Origin of the sequence: Nannocystis exedens, from assembly GCF_002343915.1 — a bacterium.
Classification (GTDB): Bacteria; Myxococcota_A; Polyangia; order Nannocystales; family Nannocystaceae; genus Nannocystis; species Nannocystis exedens.
The window spans coordinates 9,237,616-9,255,203 of the sequence record NZ_NETK01000001.1 but is presented as its reverse complement, the minus strand read 5'-3'; the positions used below and the strand labels follow the sequence as shown (position 1 = coordinate 9,255,203).

The 17,588-nt window shown below is 74.6% G+C and carries 12 protein-coding genes; 6 read left to right on the top strand and 6 right to left on the bottom strand.

Features of this window, described 5'->3' with window-relative positions; translation table 11 throughout:
- Window positions 1–16 precede the first annotated feature (16 nt).
- Together NAEX_RS36190 and NAEX_RS36185 are read right to left on the bottom strand one after the other, a co-directional pair.
- The gene (locus tag NAEX_RS36190; RefSeq protein WP_096332033.1) at window positions 17–541 is read right to left on the bottom strand and encodes a DUF6940 family protein; all 525 of its coding nucleotides are present in this window, start codon (window positions 539–541) and stop codon (window positions 17–19) included.
- Window positions 542–584: 43 nt separating this feature from the next.
- Window positions 585–1,370 (bottom strand): hypothetical protein, encoded by a 786-nt coding sequence (locus tag NAEX_RS36185; protein WP_096332032.1) that lies wholly within the window; start codon window positions 1,368–1,370, stop codon window positions 585–587.
- Here NAEX_RS36185 and NAEX_RS36180 point away from each other — a divergent pair.
- The 6 genes from NAEX_RS36180 (at window position 1,369) to NAEX_RS36150 (ending at window position 11,006) form a co-directional block, all read left to right on the top strand.
- A complete protein-coding gene (locus tag NAEX_RS36180) occupies window positions 1,369–3,594 on the top strand; it encodes a WD40 repeat domain-containing protein (protein WP_096332031.1) in 2,226 nt (741 codons plus the stop codon). The genes NAEX_RS36185 and NAEX_RS36180 overlap by 2 nt on opposite strands.
- Before the next feature lie 115 nt (window positions 3,595–3,709).
- On the top strand, window positions 3,710–4,783 hold the full coding sequence (locus NAEX_RS36175) for a hypothetical protein (protein WP_096332030.1): 1,074 nt from the start codon (window positions 3,710–3,712) through the stop codon (window positions 4,781–4,783).
- A gap of 298 nt (window positions 4,784–5,081) precedes the next feature.
- Window positions 5,082–6,902 carry a trypsin-like serine protease gene (locus tag NAEX_RS36170; protein WP_100793103.1) on the top strand — a complete coding sequence of 607 codons (1,821 nt, stop codon included), beginning with the start codon at window positions 5,082–5,084 and terminating at the stop codon, window positions 6,900–6,902.
- 779 nt (window positions 6,903–7,681) lie between these two features.
- The gene (locus tag NAEX_RS36165; RefSeq protein WP_096332028.1) at window positions 7,682–8,794 is read left to right on the top strand and encodes a hypothetical protein; all 1,113 of its coding nucleotides are present in this window, start codon (window positions 7,682–7,684) and stop codon (window positions 8,792–8,794) included.
- Window positions 8,795–9,326: 532 nt separating this feature from the next.
- Window positions 9,327–9,626 (top strand): hypothetical protein, encoded by a 300-nt coding sequence (locus tag NAEX_RS36160; RefSeq protein ID WP_096332027.1) that lies wholly within the window; start codon window positions 9,327–9,329, stop codon window positions 9,624–9,626.
- An 804-nt stretch (window positions 9,627–10,430) separates the two neighbouring features.
- Window positions 10,431–11,006 (top strand): hypothetical protein, encoded by a 576-nt coding sequence (locus NAEX_RS36150; RefSeq protein ID WP_096332025.1) that lies wholly within the window; start codon window positions 10,431–10,433, stop codon window positions 11,004–11,006.
- A 144-nt stretch (window positions 11,007–11,150) separates the two neighbouring features.
- Here NAEX_RS36150 and NAEX_RS36145 read toward each other — a convergent pair whose 3' ends face one another.
- The 4 genes from NAEX_RS36145 to NAEX_RS36130 form a co-directional block, all read right to left on the bottom strand.
- Window positions 11,151–13,280 carry a protein kinase domain-containing protein gene (locus NAEX_RS36145; RefSeq protein WP_096332024.1) on the bottom strand — a complete coding sequence of 710 codons (2,130 nt, stop codon included), beginning with the start codon at window positions 13,278–13,280 and terminating at the stop codon, window positions 11,151–11,153.
- Window positions 13,281–13,291: 11 nt separating this feature from the next.
- Complete coding sequence (locus tag NAEX_RS36140; protein ID WP_096332023.1) at window positions 13,292–13,903, bottom strand: RNA polymerase sigma factor; 612 nt, start codon at window positions 13,901–13,903, stop codon at window positions 13,292–13,294.
- Between the two features lie 120 nt (window positions 13,904–14,023).
- A complete protein-coding gene (locus NAEX_RS36135) occupies window positions 14,024–14,995 on the bottom strand; it encodes an ADYC domain-containing protein (protein WP_096332022.1) in 972 nt (323 codons plus the stop codon).
- A gap of 62 nt (window positions 14,996–15,057) precedes the next feature.
- A complete protein-coding gene (locus NAEX_RS36130; RefSeq protein ID WP_143140734.1) occupies window positions 15,058–17,409 on the bottom strand; it encodes a tetratricopeptide repeat-containing protein kinase family protein in 2,352 nt (783 codons plus the stop codon).
- Window positions 17,410–17,588: the final 179 nt, after the last annotated feature.

Genomic DNA, 17,588 nt, shown 5'->3' with positions numbered 1-17,588 from the left:
GCCTCGCCGATGCAGCTCACCCCTCGCGGATCGCCCGGTACGGCGCATGCACGTAGTATTTCGGCCGCGCGTCGAGCCGCACGTGCAACCACGGCACCGCGCTGCCCGACGTGCTCAGCCACACCGGCGCCGGGCTGCGCGCCCACGCATCCACCAGCGCCGCGCCCACGGCCTGCCACAGCGCGTCGATCTGCCCGGCAGGCGCGCCGCGGACGAACGCCGCCAGGTGGCCGTACGCCGCGTGTTCCGTCAGCGGTCGCGGCACCACCAGCGTCGCGTCGCCGCCGAGGTTGGCGAACGTGCGGACCGCCGGGCCGTCCGGCTCGAGGTGTTCGGCGAACGCGGTCGGCGACGGCTCCGCGCGAGCCAGGTGGGGAGCCGACACCACCACCATCTCGAACGGCTGCGCCGTCGACCTCGCCGACACCCCCGGCGTCTCCCAAAAGAACGCCGGATACGGGCTCGCGGCCAGCGTCTCGGTGAGCCGCGCCCGCAGCCCCCGATCGGCGCGCAGACCGGCCGCGAACTCCGCCCAGGACACCGCCGTGGCGCCTGATGACAGCCGATGGCGGCGCGCATCGCCATCAGGCGGCTCGCACGTGAACGTGAAGCGATCCATCACCCCACGAGCATAACACCTCGCGCCGCTCGGCTGGCCGATCGGACAGGCGCTGCCGGGCGCGCGCCGCGATCTGTGGGCTGCGCCTCAGAAAGCTCGGTGCGCCCCAGCGCGCGGGTGTATGCTTCGAGGATGCGGACCCGGCACTGCGGCGCGACCGATCGGCGCCCCGGGCCAGGCCGGCTCGTTCGTCGACAACGTCGCCCTCGACGTCGCCATCAACGGCTTCTTCGGCGCCGCCGACTTCGCGCGCCTCAACACCTGTCTCACGCGCCAGGTCGGCGGCATCGACGGCCCGACCAAGTACGGCCTCGAGGTCGACGCCCCGCCCGGCATCGACCCCGGCGTCGGCGCCGGCAACGAGTGCAGGACCATGGCCGCCGCCCACGAGGGCCTGGTCGACGCCAACGACGACGTCGGCATCGACATCAACGACTTCGGCGCGCTCGTCACCGACCTCGTCACCGCGATGGAGACCGCCGGCGTCGCCCCGACCGATCAGGAGGCGATCCTCGGCGCCCTCGGGCCGATGTGCGAGGGTGGCAGTGACCGCGGCGACGAAGTTGATGCCGTCGTCGGGCACGTCGAGGAGGGCGCAGGCCATGCTGGCGATCGAGCCGTCGTAGCCGTCGTCGGCGAGCGAGACCACCGACACGACCGGCTCGACCACCGACGACACCACCACCGCCGCGCCGACCACCGATCCGCCGACCACCTCGACCACCGGCGATCCGACGACGACCACCACCATGGGGCCGACGACCGAGCCGGTGACCGGCACCACCGACGAGACCACGGCCACCACCGCCGACACCGACACCACGACCGGCGGCCCCGCGGCCCTGTGCGAGCGGCTCGGCGGCGAGGTCGGCGTCGGCGAGCTCGTCGCCGACGCCCAGGCCCGCGGGATCTCGCGCGCCTTCCACGGCCACACCGATTATGTCAGCCGCATCAGCGTCTCGCCCGACGGCGCCCGTTTCGTCACCGCCAGCGACGACAAGACCGCCCGCCTGTGGGACATCGCCAGCGGCGAGGCGCGCGTCCTCGTCGGCCACGACGACGAGATCTGGAACGCCCAGCACACCTGGGACGGAGACGAGATCGCGACGGTCTCGAAGGACCGCACCCTGCGGCTCTGGGACGCCCGCACCGGGGCCCCGCGGGCCACGATCGCCGTGCCCTCGCCGACGCGCCAGCTCGTCTTCCGCCCCGACGGCGCCATCCTGGGCGCGCACACCATCGGCGGCGAGGCGTGGATCTTGCGACCCGGCGCCTCGGCCGTCGAGCTGCTGACGCCCCCCGAGGAGCGGCCGAGTCGCTCGTACCTCTCGCTCGACGGCCGCCGCCTGATCGTCCAGCCCGAGCTCGGCGACGTCTACGTCCGCGACCTCGACGGCGCCGCAAAAAAACACCTCCCCCGCACGCGCGGCGCGACCGGCAAGTGGTTCCTCGATCGTCACGGCGACGTCGCCCTCCAGCTCAGCAACGACGCCACCGTGCACTGGGACCTCGCGACCATGACGCGCCGTCCGCTGGACGGCATTTCGCACTCGCGCAGGCCCGCCTTCTCGGCCGCCGGCGATCGCCTCGCCCTCGCCGTCGGCGCCGACATCCACGTCTACGCCACGCGCACCGGCGAGCTCGTGCGGCGGTTCGTCGGCCACGAGGGCCCCGTCGAGATGGTCAGCTTCTCGGCGGACGACCGGCGCCTCGTGTCGGGCTCCGTCGATCGCACCGTCCGCCTGTGGAACCTCGCCTCCGGCCGCAGCGAGGTCTACGCCGGCTTCGAGGGCGTCGTCACCGAGGCCGAGCTGCTCGCCGACGGGCGCTCGATCCTCGCCGTCTCCACCGCCGGTGAGGTCCGCCTGTTCGAGCCGCGCCGCGCCGGGCGGATCGTCACCGATCACGCCGCCCCGGCCACCGGCCTCGCCGTGTCCGTCGACGATCGCGTCGCCTCGATCGACGACCGCGGCCGGCTGCGGATCGTCGCGCTCGACGGGCGCGTGATCGCCGAGCACGCCGTCCCGCGCGCCGCCGCCGTCCACCTCGCCGCCTCGCCGGACGGTCGCAGCTTCGCCGGCGTCCCCCGGGCCTGGGTGACCGGCTCCGACGGCCGTCACCCCGCTCGCGCCGCGCCGCCCGCCACGCTCCTGCTGGGCCGCTTCGACGCGACCGCGCCGCTCGCCGTCGCATTGCCCGCCGCCGCGCTCGAGCTCCTGTGGCTCGCGGACGGCAGCGCCGTCGTCGTCGCCCTCGTCGACGGCAGCGTGCGCCGCATCGATCGCAGCGGCGCCGGCCTCGAGCTCGATCGCTTCCCCGCGCCCGCGACCAGCATCGCCCTCGCCCCCGGCGGCGACTGGCTCGCCGCCGGCAGCGACGACGGCCGCGTGCGCCTCACCGAGCTCGCCACCGGTCGTCACCGCGACCTCGCCCCGCACGAGGAGCGCGTCACGGCGCTCGCCTTCGCCGGCGGCACCTGGCTCGCCAGCGGCTGCGCCGACCACACCGTTCGCCTGTGGCGCGTGCAGGACGGCAGCTTCCGCGCGTTCGACGAGGGCGGCCACGGCGTCGAACAGCTCGCCTTCTCCGCCGACGGCCGCGCCCTGATCCTGCTCAGCGGCGGCGAGACGCAGCTGCGTCGCCTGTCCGTCGAGACAGGTGAGCACCTCGCCCCGCTGACCGGGCCGCTCGGCAAGCTGCACGGCTTCACCCTCGCCGGCGACGGCCGCCGCCTGCTCACCCACGGCGCCGACGGGGCCGTCCGCGTCATCGACCTCGCCGACGGCGAGGGCCGCACCCTCGCCGGCCACCCCCTGGCGATCACCGGCGCCGGCTTCGCCGCCGGCGGGCGGATGATCGTCACCCTCGGCGCCGAGGGCAGCGTGCGCGCCTGGCCCGACGACCTGCCGGAGACCATGCCCGAGCTGCGCGCCTGGCTCGCCGCCGCCACCCCCGAGCGCATCGCCGGCCAGTGACCCCTCGCCACATGTCCTGCGGGACATCCGAGACCGCGCTCCGCGGCCGCCCTCCCCACCTGTCCCCCGGGACATCCACCGGACACGCTCGATTTCTGTTAGCCTCGGTAGCGCCGTGCCGACCTCCGACGATCCCGCGAGCGGCTCCTGCCTGCGGCTCGCGCTGCTCGTCCTCGCCGCGATCGTCACCTGCCTCCTCGTCTACGGCCTCGGCAGCGGCGGCGCCTTCTATCACCGCCTCGTCGCCGCGCCGTTCGCTCCCGCCGCGCCCGCCCCCTACTACCGCGAATCCTTGCTGCACGTCGGCCTCGCCCACCTGCTCGGCCTCGGCGCCAGCCTCCTCGCGTTCCGCCTGTTCGTCCTGAGCTTCTTCTGGCTCGGCCTCGTCCGCCTCGTCGCAGCGGCCGCGCGCCGCCTCTCGCTGGCCGACGTCGCGCGGGTCCTCGCCGTGGCGGTCACCCACCCCGCCGCGATGATCGCCCACGCCTGGACCTGCCACCCGGACGCCCTCACCTACGGCTTGACCATCGCCCTGCTGTTCGCGCGCCGCCCCGCGCTCGTCGCCGTCCTCGCCTTCCTCGGCGCCTGGAACCACCTGCCGATGTGGCTCATCGTCTGCGGCGACGCCCTCGTGCTGTGGTCCGGCTTCGCCGAGCCGCGCCTCCGCCCGCGCGCCCTCGCCCTCCTCGCCGGCCTCCTCCTCGGCGCCGTCACCTGCAAGCTCGCCCTCCACCTCGGCGGCATCGCCATCGCCGAGGATCGCTTCGCCGCCGCGGCCGGGCACCCCCTGCCCGTCCTGCTCGGCTACTGGACCGGGCCCGGCTGGCCGGTCCTCTACACCCTCTACTTCGCCCACCTCGTGTGGCTGCCCGCGCTGCTGCTCGGGCTCCACCGCACCGCCCCGCGGGCCGCCCTCGGCCTCGTCGTCACCCAGGCGCTCGCCCTCGCCGCGACCTTCTTCACCGAGGACACCACCCGCGTGTTCGCCTTCCTCGCCGGCGGTCCGCTGCTCTACGCCCTCGTCCACCAGCTCGGCGTCCCGGCGCCGCAGCGCCCCTCCGCCCTGCGCCCGCTCGTGCTCGCCGGCGTCCTCCTCACCCTCGTCGCCCCCAAGGGCTTCGCCTGGAAGGGCCACCTGCACGACCTGCAGGCCTCGCGCGCCCACCTGCGGGCCCTCCTCTCGCGCTGAACCGCTGACGTCCCCGCCTCGGGAGACGACCGAGGGCCCGCCTTCAGGCGCGCCGGCGAGCGCAAAAAAAATTCTTCGTCGCCCGGGAAGATGGCGACCGGCCGGCGTTGACCCGGCGAACCAGGACCGAGCCTCGCCGACCGCCGCGTCGCGCAGCCCGGCTCGCGCAGGCGCTCGCTCCGGAGCGGCCGCGCACGGCATCGACCCGCGCCCGCCCGGGCAGCGCGGCCGTCGGGGAGTCACGTGTCCTCTCACACATGTCCGAACAAACATGTCGAAAAGCACACGAGATCTCGCCATGAACCACCGCATCCTCCTCCCCACCGCCATCCTCCTCGCCTTCCCCGCCTGCGACGATCCCGACGACCTGCGCGCCGACGAGGCCCTCGAGCTCGAGAGTGACGAGGCCGAGGAACAGCCCGACGGCGAGGCCGGCGTCGGCTCGACCGACGGCCTCGACCTCACCACCGCTTTAAAGCCGCAGACGATCGTCGGCGGCGGCCCGGCCAGCGAGGGCGAGTACCCGTTCATGGTCTCGATCCAGCTCTCCGGCGGCCACTTCTGCGGCGGCAGCCTCGTCGCCCCGCGCTGGGTCCTGACCGCCGCGCACTGCGTCAACGGCCGCACCCCGGGCAGCCTCACCACCGTCATCGGCCGCACCGACCTCACCAGCACCGCCGGCGAGACCCGCAGCGTCTCGCGGATCGTCGTCCACCCGCGCTACAACACCGAGGCGGGGGACCTCGACAACGACCTCGCGCTGCTCGAGCTGACCTCGGCGTCGACGCGCGTCCCGATCGAGCTGGCCGCCCCGCACACCGGCAGCGACCGCGCGTGGTGGTGGCCGGGCAGCCTTGCGACCGTGATCGGCTGGGGCGCGCTGTGGGAGGGCGGTCCGAGCACCCACCATCTGCAGGAGGTCGAGGTCCCCGTGCTCGCCGACGCCTACGCCGCCCAGGCCGGCGTCTACGGCAGCAGCTTCAACCCGGCCGTGCACGTCGCCGCCGGGCCCGTCGACGGCGGCAAGGACTCGTGTCAGGGCGACAGCGGCGGCCCCCTCATGGTCTGGACCGCCACCGGCCTGCAGCAGTTCGGCGTCGTCAGCTGGGGCGTAGGTTGTGCGCGCAAGGACAGGCCCGGCGTCTACACCAGGATCTCCAGCCAGCGCCTGCACCGGTGGCTGCGCAGCGTCATCCACGAGACCCCGCTCGTCGGCGACGCCAACGGCGACGGCCGCGACGACATCATCACCTTCACCCACGGCGACGCGGGCACCGGCCCGCTCGACGTCTACGTCGCCCTCTCCAACGGCAGCAGCTTCGGCGCCGGTCAGCTGTGGCAGGACTGGTGGGCCCACCGCGGCCACACCGGCGCCATCGGCGACTTCAACGGCGACGGCCGCGACGACATCTGGGCCTTCAGCGAGAGCCAGGTGTGGGTCGCCCTCTCGCGCGGCCACGACTTCAACGGCGCCGTCTACAGCAGCAGCGTCGGCACCGCCGACATCGACGACATCGGCCGCGTCGCCGACGTCAACGGCGACGGCCGCGACGACGCCGTGCTGTTCTCCGCCGACGGCACCGGCGACGTCCACGTCATGCTCTCGACCGGCACCGGCTTCGGTCCCAAGACCAGATGGCACGAGTACTTCGCCCCCGAGGGCGAGACCCCGATGCTCGCCGACGTCAACGCCGACAGCCGCGCCGACCTCATCACCTTCACGCAGGGCATGAACGGCGCCCAGGCCATCGTCGCCCTCTCCACCGGCGGCAGCTTCGGCGCCGCCGGCGTGTGGAACAACTGGTTCGCCCCCGCCGGCGAGGTCCCCGCAGTCGGCTACTTCAACAGCGACGCCCGCGCCGACATCGCCACCTTCACCCGCGCCTACGACGTCTACGTCGGCATCTCCAACGGCACCCACAACTTCGCCTCCGCGCTGTGGAACTCGTCCTTCGGCGACTGGAACGACACCCTCACCACCGGCGACGTCAACGGCGACGGCCTCGACGACCTGATCGCCTTCACCCAGGACCAGAGCGCCGACGTCTGGGTCGCCCTCTCCAACGGCGTCAACGGCTTCGGCACCCCGTACATCGCCCACAACTTCTTCGCCCCGTGAGCCTCGCGCCCAGGCGAGGGGCACATCGCCGCGGGGCGATGCCCTCGCAGGCGCCGCTCCCCTCGCGCCCCCCAGGCTTCGCCCCCCGGGCCCGCGTCGCGCCGACGCGGGCCTTCTCGTGCTCGACGCCGCCGGCCCCCCGTCGCAGTCCGCTGGCTCGCCCCTGACAACCTGCCCCAAAGGGCATCTTCACCATCCCCCTCTCCGCCCATGGCGCGCCCGGCTCGACGCGCGCGACTCGCTCGCGCCGCTGGCCCCATGTCCCCGCGGACATCTTCCTTTGCCCGCGCGAGCCCCCTCCGCCCATGCCGCGCCCTGCTCGACGCGCGCCACCCGCTCGCGCCGCTGGCCACCTGTCCCCGCGGACATCTTCCTTTGCCCGCGCGAGCCCCCTCCGCCCATGCCGCGCCCTGCTCGACTCGCGCCACCCGCTCGCGCCGCTGCCACCTGTCCCCGGGGACATCCTCCATCGACCGCTCGGGGCAACATCGCGCCCTCGCCCGGACCGGCTCGCCGACGCGGAATTTCTCCAGCGCGCCGCCGTCCGCGAGCTCACATCGCCGCTCGACGCCGCGCCGTCACACTCGCCGCGGACAGCTGTCGTCGACATGTCCTTCGGGACACCTCCCCGTCCGCGCTCGCCCTCGCGTCCGCACGGGCTCGCCCGCCTCGCTCGAGCGACTCGCGCGGCGATCTCGACGACGCGAACGCGACGTCCCGGACGCCGCACGTGCGCGTGGCGCCGTGCCCGCGGACCGCTCGTCGGCTACAAGCGACGCATGCCCCTTACGCATCGCTTCACCCTCCTCGCCTCCCTCTGCTTCGTCGTCGCCGGATGCACCGATCCTGGCGCCACGACGGCCGGCAGCGCGAGCGACACCGATCTCACGACCTCGTCGACCGGTTCCTCGACCACCGTCGACTCGCCGACCACCACGACGGGCGGCGACACCCCCGGCAGCGGCACCGCCACCACCCTCGACACCACCGGCAGCGACACCGCCACCACCCTCGACACCACCGGCGTCGACACCACCACCGCCGGCCAGGAGTGCCCGCCGGTGAGCGAGGCGTTCGGCCCCGCCGGCGGCGAGCTCACCCTGTGCGGCGCCACCCTGCGGGTCCCAGCGGGCGCGGTCGCCGAGGACGTCGTGTTCGGCATCGAGGTCATCGAGCCGCCCGCCGAGCCGCCGTTCGAGCAGGAGTTCGCCTCGCCCGTGTTCCGCTTCACCCCGGACGACCTCGCCTTCGACCAGCCGGTCGAGCTCATCCTGCCGCGCCCCGTCACCGACCACCGGATCTCCCTCGCGCGTCACGTCCCCGAGGACGAGGCGTTCTGGATCGTCGAGGCCTGCGACGTCACCGACACCACGATCGCCCAGAGCTTCTACCAGCTCGGCACCTTCGTCACCCTCCGCGGCACCTACAAGTATCCGGACAGCACCTCCGGCCTCGGCGGCGGCACGCTCGAGCTCGAGCTCCTCGGCAAGACCGCGAGCTTCCCGATCGACATGGGCGGCTTCGGTATCTACGCCGACGCCGAGGACGGCAGCCGCACCGTCACCCTCAAGTCCGTGCGCGAGGTCGACGGCGCCTTCGAGTCGCTGCGCGTCGACTTCGCCGTCGACGGCTCGGGCGACGTCGCCAGCCTCGTCGCCGTCGAGTGGCTCTCGACCGTCGACGGCGGCTACACCTATATCGTCGACCTCATCGGCTCGGACGGCTTCATCACCCTGACCGACAGCACGGGCGATCACTACGCCGGGGAGCTCGGCGCCACCGTCCACGGCGGCAACCCGCCCCACGACGAGCAGCTCCACGCCACCTTCGACGTGACCGTCGAAAAGTACACCTTCCCGCCCGAGCTCAGCTGCTTCGGCGGCGGCGGCTGATCTTTCGGCCAGCTCGCCGAGCCTTCGTCGGCGCGGCCGCCTCGTCGGTCGCGCGCTCCCCTGCGCGCCCGCGGCCGGGTCGAGCGAGGGCTCGGATGTCGAGCTCGCCGAGGCCGTCGGTACGCCCGCGACCGGCGGATCTCGAGCAGTCCATCGCAGCGGCGCCGGCCGCTCGTGAAACCCCTCCGCTCCCACCGTCCGTGGGGGTGCGGCGGCCGGCCGCCGTCCTTGCAATCTCGGGCGCTCGATCCATCGGCTCACCTTCGGGCCTCATCGTCGACGGACGTCCCCGGCCGACGCCGCCGCCTTCGGCTGGCCCGAGTGAAGGAACTGGGTCGCCGTCGCCCGACGATCCTGCGCTCCCGCGCCCAGCGAGACGGCGGCCGCTCCACGCGTCAATTCTCTCGCGCCTGTCAAGCTCCTTGGAGCGTGGGTCATGTCCGAGCCCCGACGGCACGGCGGCGGGCACGCCCCAGGGACGCGGACCGGCACCCCCAACGACAGCGCTGCGGGACGTGGGTAGAGTCGGGCGATGACCGTCGATACAGCGCTCGTCTTCGTGGTGGTGGCCGCGTCGCTGCTCCTGTTCCTGCGCGCCGGCAAGCGCCTGGTGCCGGCGATCGCCCTGGGGGCGAGCGTCCTGGAGGCCCTGCTGGCGCTCCGGATCGTCCAGCTGAGCCTCGCGGGCGTCCCGCTGGGCCTGGTCCTCGGCGGCGCGCTCGCCGGCTGCGGCGCGCTGCTGTACCTGCGCGTCAGTCAGAAGTTGCAGATCGCCGCGGCGACCGTCATCGCCCTGGTCGGCGCGATGCAGGTGCTGGCGGCGGTCCTGTAGGCGCCACGCGAGCGCGGCCACAGCCGCGGCAGGAGCAGCGCCGCCGCCGAGGCTGCAGCCACATGGTCGGGCATCACCCGTCACGCGCTGCGCGACATCGTCCCCGACGAGCCCGACCCGGATCGGACACTGGAGGGCGTCGCAATTCTGCGAGGTCCAGGCGCCGTGATGCGTCAGCCGCCCCCGCTCATCTCGTCATCGACCACGCTCGGCGCGTCGCAGGTCAGGCGGGCGTCTCCCGCTCGCCAGGCGATCAGCCTCGAAGTCGGCCCTGGCCTCCAGGGCATAAACCCGGCCGCCGACCCCACCGTCGAGATGCCGTCGAGGTCCGAGACCCACGTCCAGTCGCGGCCGAGAGCGGTCCGCGACGGCATCCCCTGGATGAATCCCCCGGGTGAATTCGTGGGGGTAATCCGGGGCGTCGTCGAAGTCACCGGTCGCCGGGACACGGGGCCATGATTCCGCGACCATCATGGCGTGGCGCCGCCCCGCAGCGCTCCGCGCACGAGCCGCACGATCGCGTGAGCCCCGTGGAAGCCGATCACCATCGGCACGCGCCGGAGCAGCACAGGGCCGTGCTGCTGAGGTCGGTGACGCTCGCCGCCGACGCTCGCCGGCCGCAGCCTCGGATCGCGGGCCCGCGCGGGCGGCCGATGGGCTCGGCCGCGTGACGCGCGAGGACGTGCGCCGACGTACTCGAGCCAGGCCGCTCCGCTTGACCCGCTGCGACCGTACGGTCCAGTATCGACGGTCCATGGGTCTCTTCCGCGCGCGCGTCATCCTCCCTGTCCTCCTGGCCGCCGCGTGCGACGGCGGACAACCTGGTCCTTCCGCCATGCCCGCAGAGACATCCAAGTCGGCGCCCGCCACCCCGCCCGGACCGGCCGCCGCGGCCGACCCCGGGCTGTTCGCCAGCAAGGACGGCCTGGTCGCGGCCCCCGGCCGGCGGGCGACGGCTGGGAGTGCGTCGAGCAGACCGCGACCGAGCCCGGTCAGGAGGCGACGCTGATCAAGTGCCGGCGCACCGACCGGGCGCGCTTCTTCTTCCTGCTGGCCAAGGACTACGTGGTCCCGCCCGACCAGGTCCGCAGCCCCGAGCAGCTGGCCACAGACGTGTTCCCGGCGACGTACCAGAAGCTGTTCCAGAAGTTCGAGGTCACCGAGTCGAAGGCGACCACCCGCGCCGGCAAGCCCGGGCACGAGCTGCGGATCTCGGCCACCCACGCGAGCATGGGCGAGATCCGCAAGCGCGAGCTCGTCCAGACCGCCGGCAACCACGTGTTCGTCGTCAGCGCCGAGGGCCTGCCGGACGTGTTCGACGCCGAGTCGAGCGCCATCGAGGCGTGGTTCGCCGGCGCGCAGTTCAAGAACCTGCCGTAGGCGCCTGCGGGCGCCGTGGACCTGTCCCCGGGGCCAGAGTTCTTGCACCTGCATTCCGGTTGCAGGAGCACCCGCGGCGCCCCGCTGTCGAGCCCGCAGGGCCTCCTCGCCGCGCCCGGACTCGCTCGAGCGCTCGCGGCCTGCTCAGCGCGCGAGGGACGCGATCCGCTCGCGCAGCGCGAGGACCCGCGGGTGCGTCTCGCCGAGCTGCGGCGCGAGCAGGTCGAGCGCTCGCTGCCACGCCGCGCGGGCCTGGCTCGATCGACCCGCGCGGCGGTGCAGCTCGCCGCTCAGCGCGTGCAGCGGGGCGAGGCGGAGGTCGTCGGCGAGCCCACCCGCCGAGGCGCGCCCCAGCCCCGCTCGCAGCGCAGCCTCGGCAGCGTCGAGATCGCCGCGCGACAGCGACGCCTTCGCCGTCGCGTCATCGACGGCGACCTCCTCGGCCGCGCCCAGCCCGGCGCGACGGACCGCCACCCGGGCGTGTCGGGCCCACCGGAGCACGAGCGCGTCGGCACCGGGACGTCCCCCGACGACGCCGAGCATCGCCGTCGCCGCCTCGGCTGCGACCTCGTCGGCTCCGGTCGCATAAGCGCGACGAAACCCCTCGGCCAGCGCGAGCTCGGCCTCCGCGAGTTCGCCGAGGTCCGCGGCCGCCCTGCCGACGAGCGTGTGCGCCTCCGCCGACGCCGGCATGCGCGCCGGGGTCCGGGACAGCGCTGCGAGGGCGCCTGCGCGCGCCCGGGCGGGTACGCCGAGACGAAGCCACGCGCGCGCCCGGTCGAGCCCGGCGAGCGCCTGCACGTCGGCGAGCGAGTCGATCGTCACCGTCGCGTCGCCGGCGAGCAGCGCCTCGGCGTCCTGGCAGCGCTCGAGCCCGCGGAGCCCGGCCGCCGCCTCGACCGCCCCGGCCGCGACCTGCTCGTCGGCGTCGACGAGCAGCTCGATCGTCGCGCCGAACTCGCCGAGCCGCCGCTCGAGGCACGCGACCTGGCGGGCGTACAGCGAATCCGAGCGCGCGCCGTCGGCCCAGGCCTGGCACGCCTCGACCCGGGCCGCTCGCCAGGCGCCGGCGCGGGCGTCCAGGATCGCCGCCACGGCGCGCCCGCTCGCCTCTGCGTAGGGGACGCCGGTCGCGGCCAGCCCCGCCTGCAGCGCGGCCGCCCGGGCCGCGTTCCAGTGCGCCTCCACCCGCGCGCCCTCGCCCGCGCAATCGATCCGCCCGCGACCCGTGAGCACGACGCCGACCGCCAGCGCGAGCGAGGTCAGCCCGGCCGCCAGCCACGCCCGCCGGCGGCCGCGCTGCAGGCCGCGCTCGAGCTCGGCGACCAGCGCGTGCATCGTCGGCCAGCGCTGTTCAGGGCGCCGCTGGAGGCCGCGTTCGAGCGCCGCTCGCAGCCACCGCGGCGGCGCGGGCACCACCGCCGTCGCGCCGGCGACGACCCCGAGATCCGGCACGCCGGCGACGACCGGCCGCGCGCCGTAAAGCGCCTCGTACAGCGCGACGCAGAAGCTGAACTGATCGGCGCGGGCGTCGACGGTGGCGCGCTCCCACTGTTCGGGGGCCATGTAGGCCGGCGTCCCGAGGGTCGTGCCGGTCCGCGTCCATCGCGGATCGACGCCGGCCTGCAGCGGCTCCGGGTCGGTCGGCTCGTCGCTGCCGTCCTGCCGCGCCAGGCCGAAGTCGCCGACGCGCGCCGTGTGGCCGTGCATGAACACGTTCTCCGGCTTGAAGTCGCGGTGGACCAGCCCGGCGGTGTGCGCCGCCGCCAGCCCGCGGCCGGCCTCGACGAAGCGCTCGACGACCGCCCGCCACGACCGCGGCGTCGCGAGCCACGCCCGCAGCGTCCCGCCGGTCGCCAGCTCCATCGCCACGAAGGTCCGACCGTCGGCCTCGCCGACCTCGTACACGGTCAGCACGTTCGGGTGCTGCAGCCGCGCCATCGCGCGCGCCTCGAGCTCGAGCCGCGCGCGGTGTTCAGGGCTCCGCGCGGCGTCGGAGCGGGGGCGCAGCACCTTGACGGCGACGGCGCGCCCGAGCTCGGGGTCCCACGCCTCGTAGACGACCCCCATCCCGCCGCAGCCGAGCTGCCGGCGCAGCGCGAAGCGGCCGACATGCACCTCGGGGACCGACTTGCCGAACAGGCCCCGGCGGACCGCGGCCAGCATGCGCCGGGCCTCGAGCGCGTCGTCCTCCTCCGGGCGCTGCGGCAGCCCCGGGGACGACGCCAGGTCGCCCGGCTGTTCGCGCTCCGCGTCGGGGCCGGCGGGGTCCACGGGAGGCGGGCTCAGGCGCCACGTTCGGCGGCCGCACGATCGAGCGCGTCGATCCGCTCGAGCGTGTCCCGCAGCAGCGCGGGCGTGCGCGCGAGCTGCTCGAGCTGCTCCTTCAGCTGCTGGCGGGCGCGGAACAGCCGGCTCTTGACGGTGCCCGGCGGCACCTCGAGCACCTGCGCGAGCTCGGCGAGCGGCAGCCCCTCCCAGTAGAACAGCTCGAGCGCGAGCTGGAGATCGACCGGGAGCCGACGCAGCGCGTCGAGCAGCAGCTGTTGCTCCTGCTCGCGCGCGACGATCTGGCTCGGCGACGGGTCGAGGTCGAACAGCGAGCTGACCCCGAAGTCGACCTGCCGGTCGTGGGCGCGTCGGAGCGTCCGCAGGTGCGCCAGCAGGACGTTGCGCGCGATGGAGAACAGGAAGGTGCGGAAGCTCGACTCCTGGCGGAAGCGCGCCCGGGCCTCGAGGCAGCCGAGGAAGGTGTGTTGAATGAGGTCCTCGCCGCCGGTCGCGACCTTGTTGCGGAAGAACCGGGCCACGGCCGCGAAGTGACGGCCGACCAGCTCATCCCCCGCCTCGGCGTCGCCGGCCTGCCAGGCTGCGAACAGCTCGCTATCGGTGGCCATGCCGGGAGCCTAGCGAGCGCCGCGGGACCTGTCCACGGCGGGCAGCTCCTGGAGGTCGCCCGGCATCGGACCGCCGTCGAACACTCGCGCCCGGTGGCCACGTGGAGCCTGCCGCGCGGCTCAGGGGGCGCGGCTGAGCACGAGGCCGCCGAGCGCGTCGATGTCGGCCAGCTCGTCGACCCCGGCGCACGTCGGGATCGGCCCGCAGTGCGCCTCGACGTCCGCGCGCGGGACCAAACGCGGCGTGTTGAGACAGACCGCGCCGTGCTCGTCCCACACCGCCTCGATCGGGCCGAAGCCGTTGTCGGGGTGGAACAGCGTGTCGGACCACGAGATCATGGTGCCGGCCTCGGTGAAGGCCTCGCCGTCGCCGCAGTAGTCGGCCCGGATCATCCGCACCGCCGCCTGGTGGTACGGGACGATCGCGTCATGGTAGACGTTGTACGTCCAGGCGTGGATCGCCTTGGCGATCGCTCCGCGGTTGCAGGCGAAGGTCAGGGTGTTCGGGCGCTCGTTCCGAGCGCCGCTCGGGTCCCACCAGACATCCTCGATCAGCGAGACCCAGTCCGCCTCGCCCTCCTCGGTCCAGCACATCGGCCCGACGTCGATCTCGTTGAACATGACCCGGTGCGCCGGCAATTCGCTGTCGTCCTCGTCCACAAAGACCAGCTGGAAGGTCCGACGGCGTTCGCCCTCGGTGATGAAGAACTTCATGCCGATCAGATCCTCGCCCGACTTGAGGACCCCCTGGTGCGTCCCCTGGGGCATCCCGGCCGGGGCGCTGAAGTTCGTCACGGCCGATCCCTCCAGCGTCATGCCCTGAAGTATCGCGTTCTCGAAGAACTGCCCATTCAGGTCGATCGCGCTGTACGACCCCATCGTCAAGATCGAGCCGTTGCCGGGGCAGATGCAGCCGGGCTGACAGCTCCCTGGCAAGCAGGTGCGGAACTCGACGGCGTCGGCGCCATTTGCGGACACGAGGTCGTCGCGGTCGCACGCGACGGCGAGGCCAAGGCCGACCGCGAGCGCGGACAGCCGCGCGGTAAAATCGGTGAGGTGAGCAAGGGAAGAGGTTCGGTCGAAGGAAGGCATCGTCAGCGCCGGTAGTGCCGCTCGGGCCCCGGAGGTTCACGCGGATCGCCGGTGCGAACGCGTCACCGCGCGACGACTTCGTGTGCGCGTCGCCACGCCTCGACCTCCGCCAGTTCGGCCGCCGTGTAGGGCGCGTAGGCGCGGAAGCTCGACGCGGCGGTCGCCGCCAGCTCCAGGGCCCGCGAGCGCTCGGCAGGTCGGTCCCACAGCGCCCTGGCGAGCGCGAAGCGCAGGGCGGTCAACCGCAGATCGTCGTCGACCTGCAGCGCGCCCGGCCGCGCGACGATCCCGCGGAAGATCGCGTCGGCCACGTCGACGGCCCCGGCCGCGAGCTCGAGGTGCGCGCGCGCGACCTCCGTGCGGACCACGCCGATCGCGTCGCCGCGCCGCACGGCGAGCGACCGCGCCGCGTCGGCGTGCGCCCGTGCGGCGGCGAAGCGCCCCTGCTCCTGATGGAGGCGGGCGACGAGCAGCCGCGGCCACACCAGCTCGGCCCCGTCCGGGAAGGCGCTCGCCAGCGCCTCGTAGTAGGCCTCGACGTACGGCTCCGCCCCCGCCCAGTCGCCCGCCTGAATGTACGTCGCGGCGATGTTGTTGAGGCCGAGCGCGACCTGCGGGTGGTGCGGTCCGAAGGCCGCGCGCAGCAGCGCCGTCGCCCGTTCGAAGTGGGCTCGCGCCGCCTCGAGCCGGCCCTGGGCGAGGAGCACCGAGCCGAGGTTGTTCAGCGAGTGGGCGTACTGCGGGTGGTCCGCGCCGAACACCTCGGCCTTGATCGCCAGCGCCCGCTCGAAGGCCCGCTGGGCCAGCTCGGGCCGTCCCTCGGCGGTGTACAGCGTGCCGAGGTTGTTGCGCAGCTCGCCCTCGATCCACCGCCCGTGCGGCCCGAGCCGGGCCGTCAGCGCCTCGACGAGCGCGACGTCGGCGTGCAGCTCCGGTCGCCGGGCCGGCACCGCCCGCAGCGCGTAGATCCGCCGCGCCAGCGCCTCCGCGGCGATGTCGTCGAGCCGCGTCGGCAGGGCCGCCCAGACCGCGTCGGACAGCGCCTCCGCGGCCTCGTCGACGCGCCACGCGTCGATCAGCATCCGCCCCTTCTGCAGCTTCGCCTCTGCCACCAGCGGCTCGTATCCCAGCGGCTGGGCCGCGGCCAGCACCGACTCGACCCGCGCCAGCCCGGCCGCCGACTGGCCCGCGTCCGCGAGCGCTTGCCCCCGCGCGAGCTGCTCGCGCAGCCGCTCCACCGCCTCCGCCCGCGCCGGATCGTCGGGCGGCGGGGCCGCGGCTCGCAGGGCCGCGACATCGGTGCAGGCGGCCACCGAGGGCAAGGCCTCGGCCGCCGCGCTCGCCTTGAGGGCCGTCGCCGCGTCGGCCTGGCCGAGCACGTCGACCAGCGCCGCCAGCGAGGCGCGGCGGCGGCCCAGGCAGGCCATCGACCGGTCGACCAGGCGCTCGGCGTCGCCGCGCTCGCCCGCAGCGCAGACCTCGGCGTACGCCCGGCTCCACCCGGCCGCATAGGCGTCGAGGCGCGCGCGGACCCGCGGCCACACCGCTTCGGCCGCCCCCGCGCCGCTGCCGAGCAGCGCGCGCCGGACCTCCTCCCGGCGCGCGTCGTCCCAGATCCCCACCAACGCCGTCGTCGCGGCGTCGCAGCGGCCCGAGTCGCTCGTCAGGTTCCGCGTCAGCCCGATCGCGCCGCCGGCGATCGCGGCGCCCAGGGCCGCCACCACGAGTCTCCGCCGTCGCGCCCGCGCGGCCCGCAGCGCCGCGAGCAGCGCTGCCATCGACCCCCACGGCGGCGCCGGCTCCTGCCCGCGCGCGGCGATCCGCCGCAGCCACCCCGGCGCCCGCACGCCGCCCAGCGCCTCCGCCAGCGCCGCGCACAGCCCTCGCACGTCGTCCGCCGGCGTCGCCACCCTGTCCGCCTCGTCCTCCGCGTCCTCGCGCAGCGCCGCGGCGCAGGCGAGCACCCGGACGCGCCCGGACGCGTCGACGACCGCGCTGTCGAGGCCGAACGCGCCGTGAATCAGGCCCACGGCATGCGCCGCCGCGAGCCCCTCGCCGGCCGCGACGAAGTGCTCGAGCACCGCTCGCCAGCGCGGCCGCGCCTGCGACGCTCGCCATGCTCGCAGCGTGTCGCCGCGGATCCACTCCATCACGACGAGCATCCGCCCGTCGGTCCGGACCACCTCGAAGATCCGCGCGACCCCGGGGTGCGCGAGCCCGGCCTGCGCCTGTACTTCGCGGAGCTGCGCCGGGCCGGCGAGTCTCGGCTCGCGCAACGCGACCTGCCGCCCGAGGGTCCGATCGAACGCGACGTCGACCGGCCCGACGTCGCCGATGACCAGCGGCCGCGGCGCGACGAAGCGAGCCGACACTGCGTCCTCGACCGGGGGCCCGGGGATGACCGCGTTCGCCATCACCGTGGCCATCGTACCGCGCGAGCCGCCGGCCCGACACGGGCGCGCGGATCCGGCCCGCGACCGGGCCGACGATTCGCGTGAACCTCCCCGGCGCGGCGGTCACGACCCGCGGTGAGACAGCGTGATGCGCCCCGGAGCCCCCGAGTGCGCATCGACGCGTCGCCCACCAGGAGTCG

Coding starts and splice junctions, on each gene's coding strand:
- NAEX_RS36180 (WP_096332031.1), top strand. CDS start 1,369: ATGGGGCCGACGACCGAGCCGGTGACCGGCACCACCGACGAGACCACG.
- NAEX_RS36185 (WP_096332032.1), bottom strand. CDS start 1,370: ATGGTGGTGGTCGTCGTCGGATCGCCGGTGGTCGAGGTGGTCGGCGGA.
- NAEX_RS36170 (WP_100793103.1), top strand. CDS start 5,082: ATGAACCACCGCATCCTCCTCCCCACCGCCATCCTCCTCGCCTTCCCC.
- NAEX_RS36165 (WP_096332028.1), top strand. CDS start 7,682: ATGCCCCTTACGCATCGCTTCACCCTCCTCGCCTCCCTCTGCTTCGTC.
- NAEX_RS36160 (WP_096332027.1), top strand. CDS start 9,327: ATGACCGTCGATACAGCGCTCGTCTTCGTGGTGGTGGCCGCGTCGCTG.
- NAEX_RS36140 (WP_096332023.1), bottom strand. CDS start 13,903: ATGGCCACCGATAGCGAGCTGTTCGCAGCCTGGCAGGCCGGCGACGCC.
- NAEX_RS36135 (WP_096332022.1), bottom strand. CDS start 14,995: ATGCCTTCCTTCGACCGAACCTCTTCCCTTGCTCACCTCACCGATTTT.
- NAEX_RS36130 (WP_143140734.1), bottom strand. CDS start 17,409: ATGGCGAACGCGGTCATCCCCGGGCCCCCGGTCGAGGACGCAGTGTCG.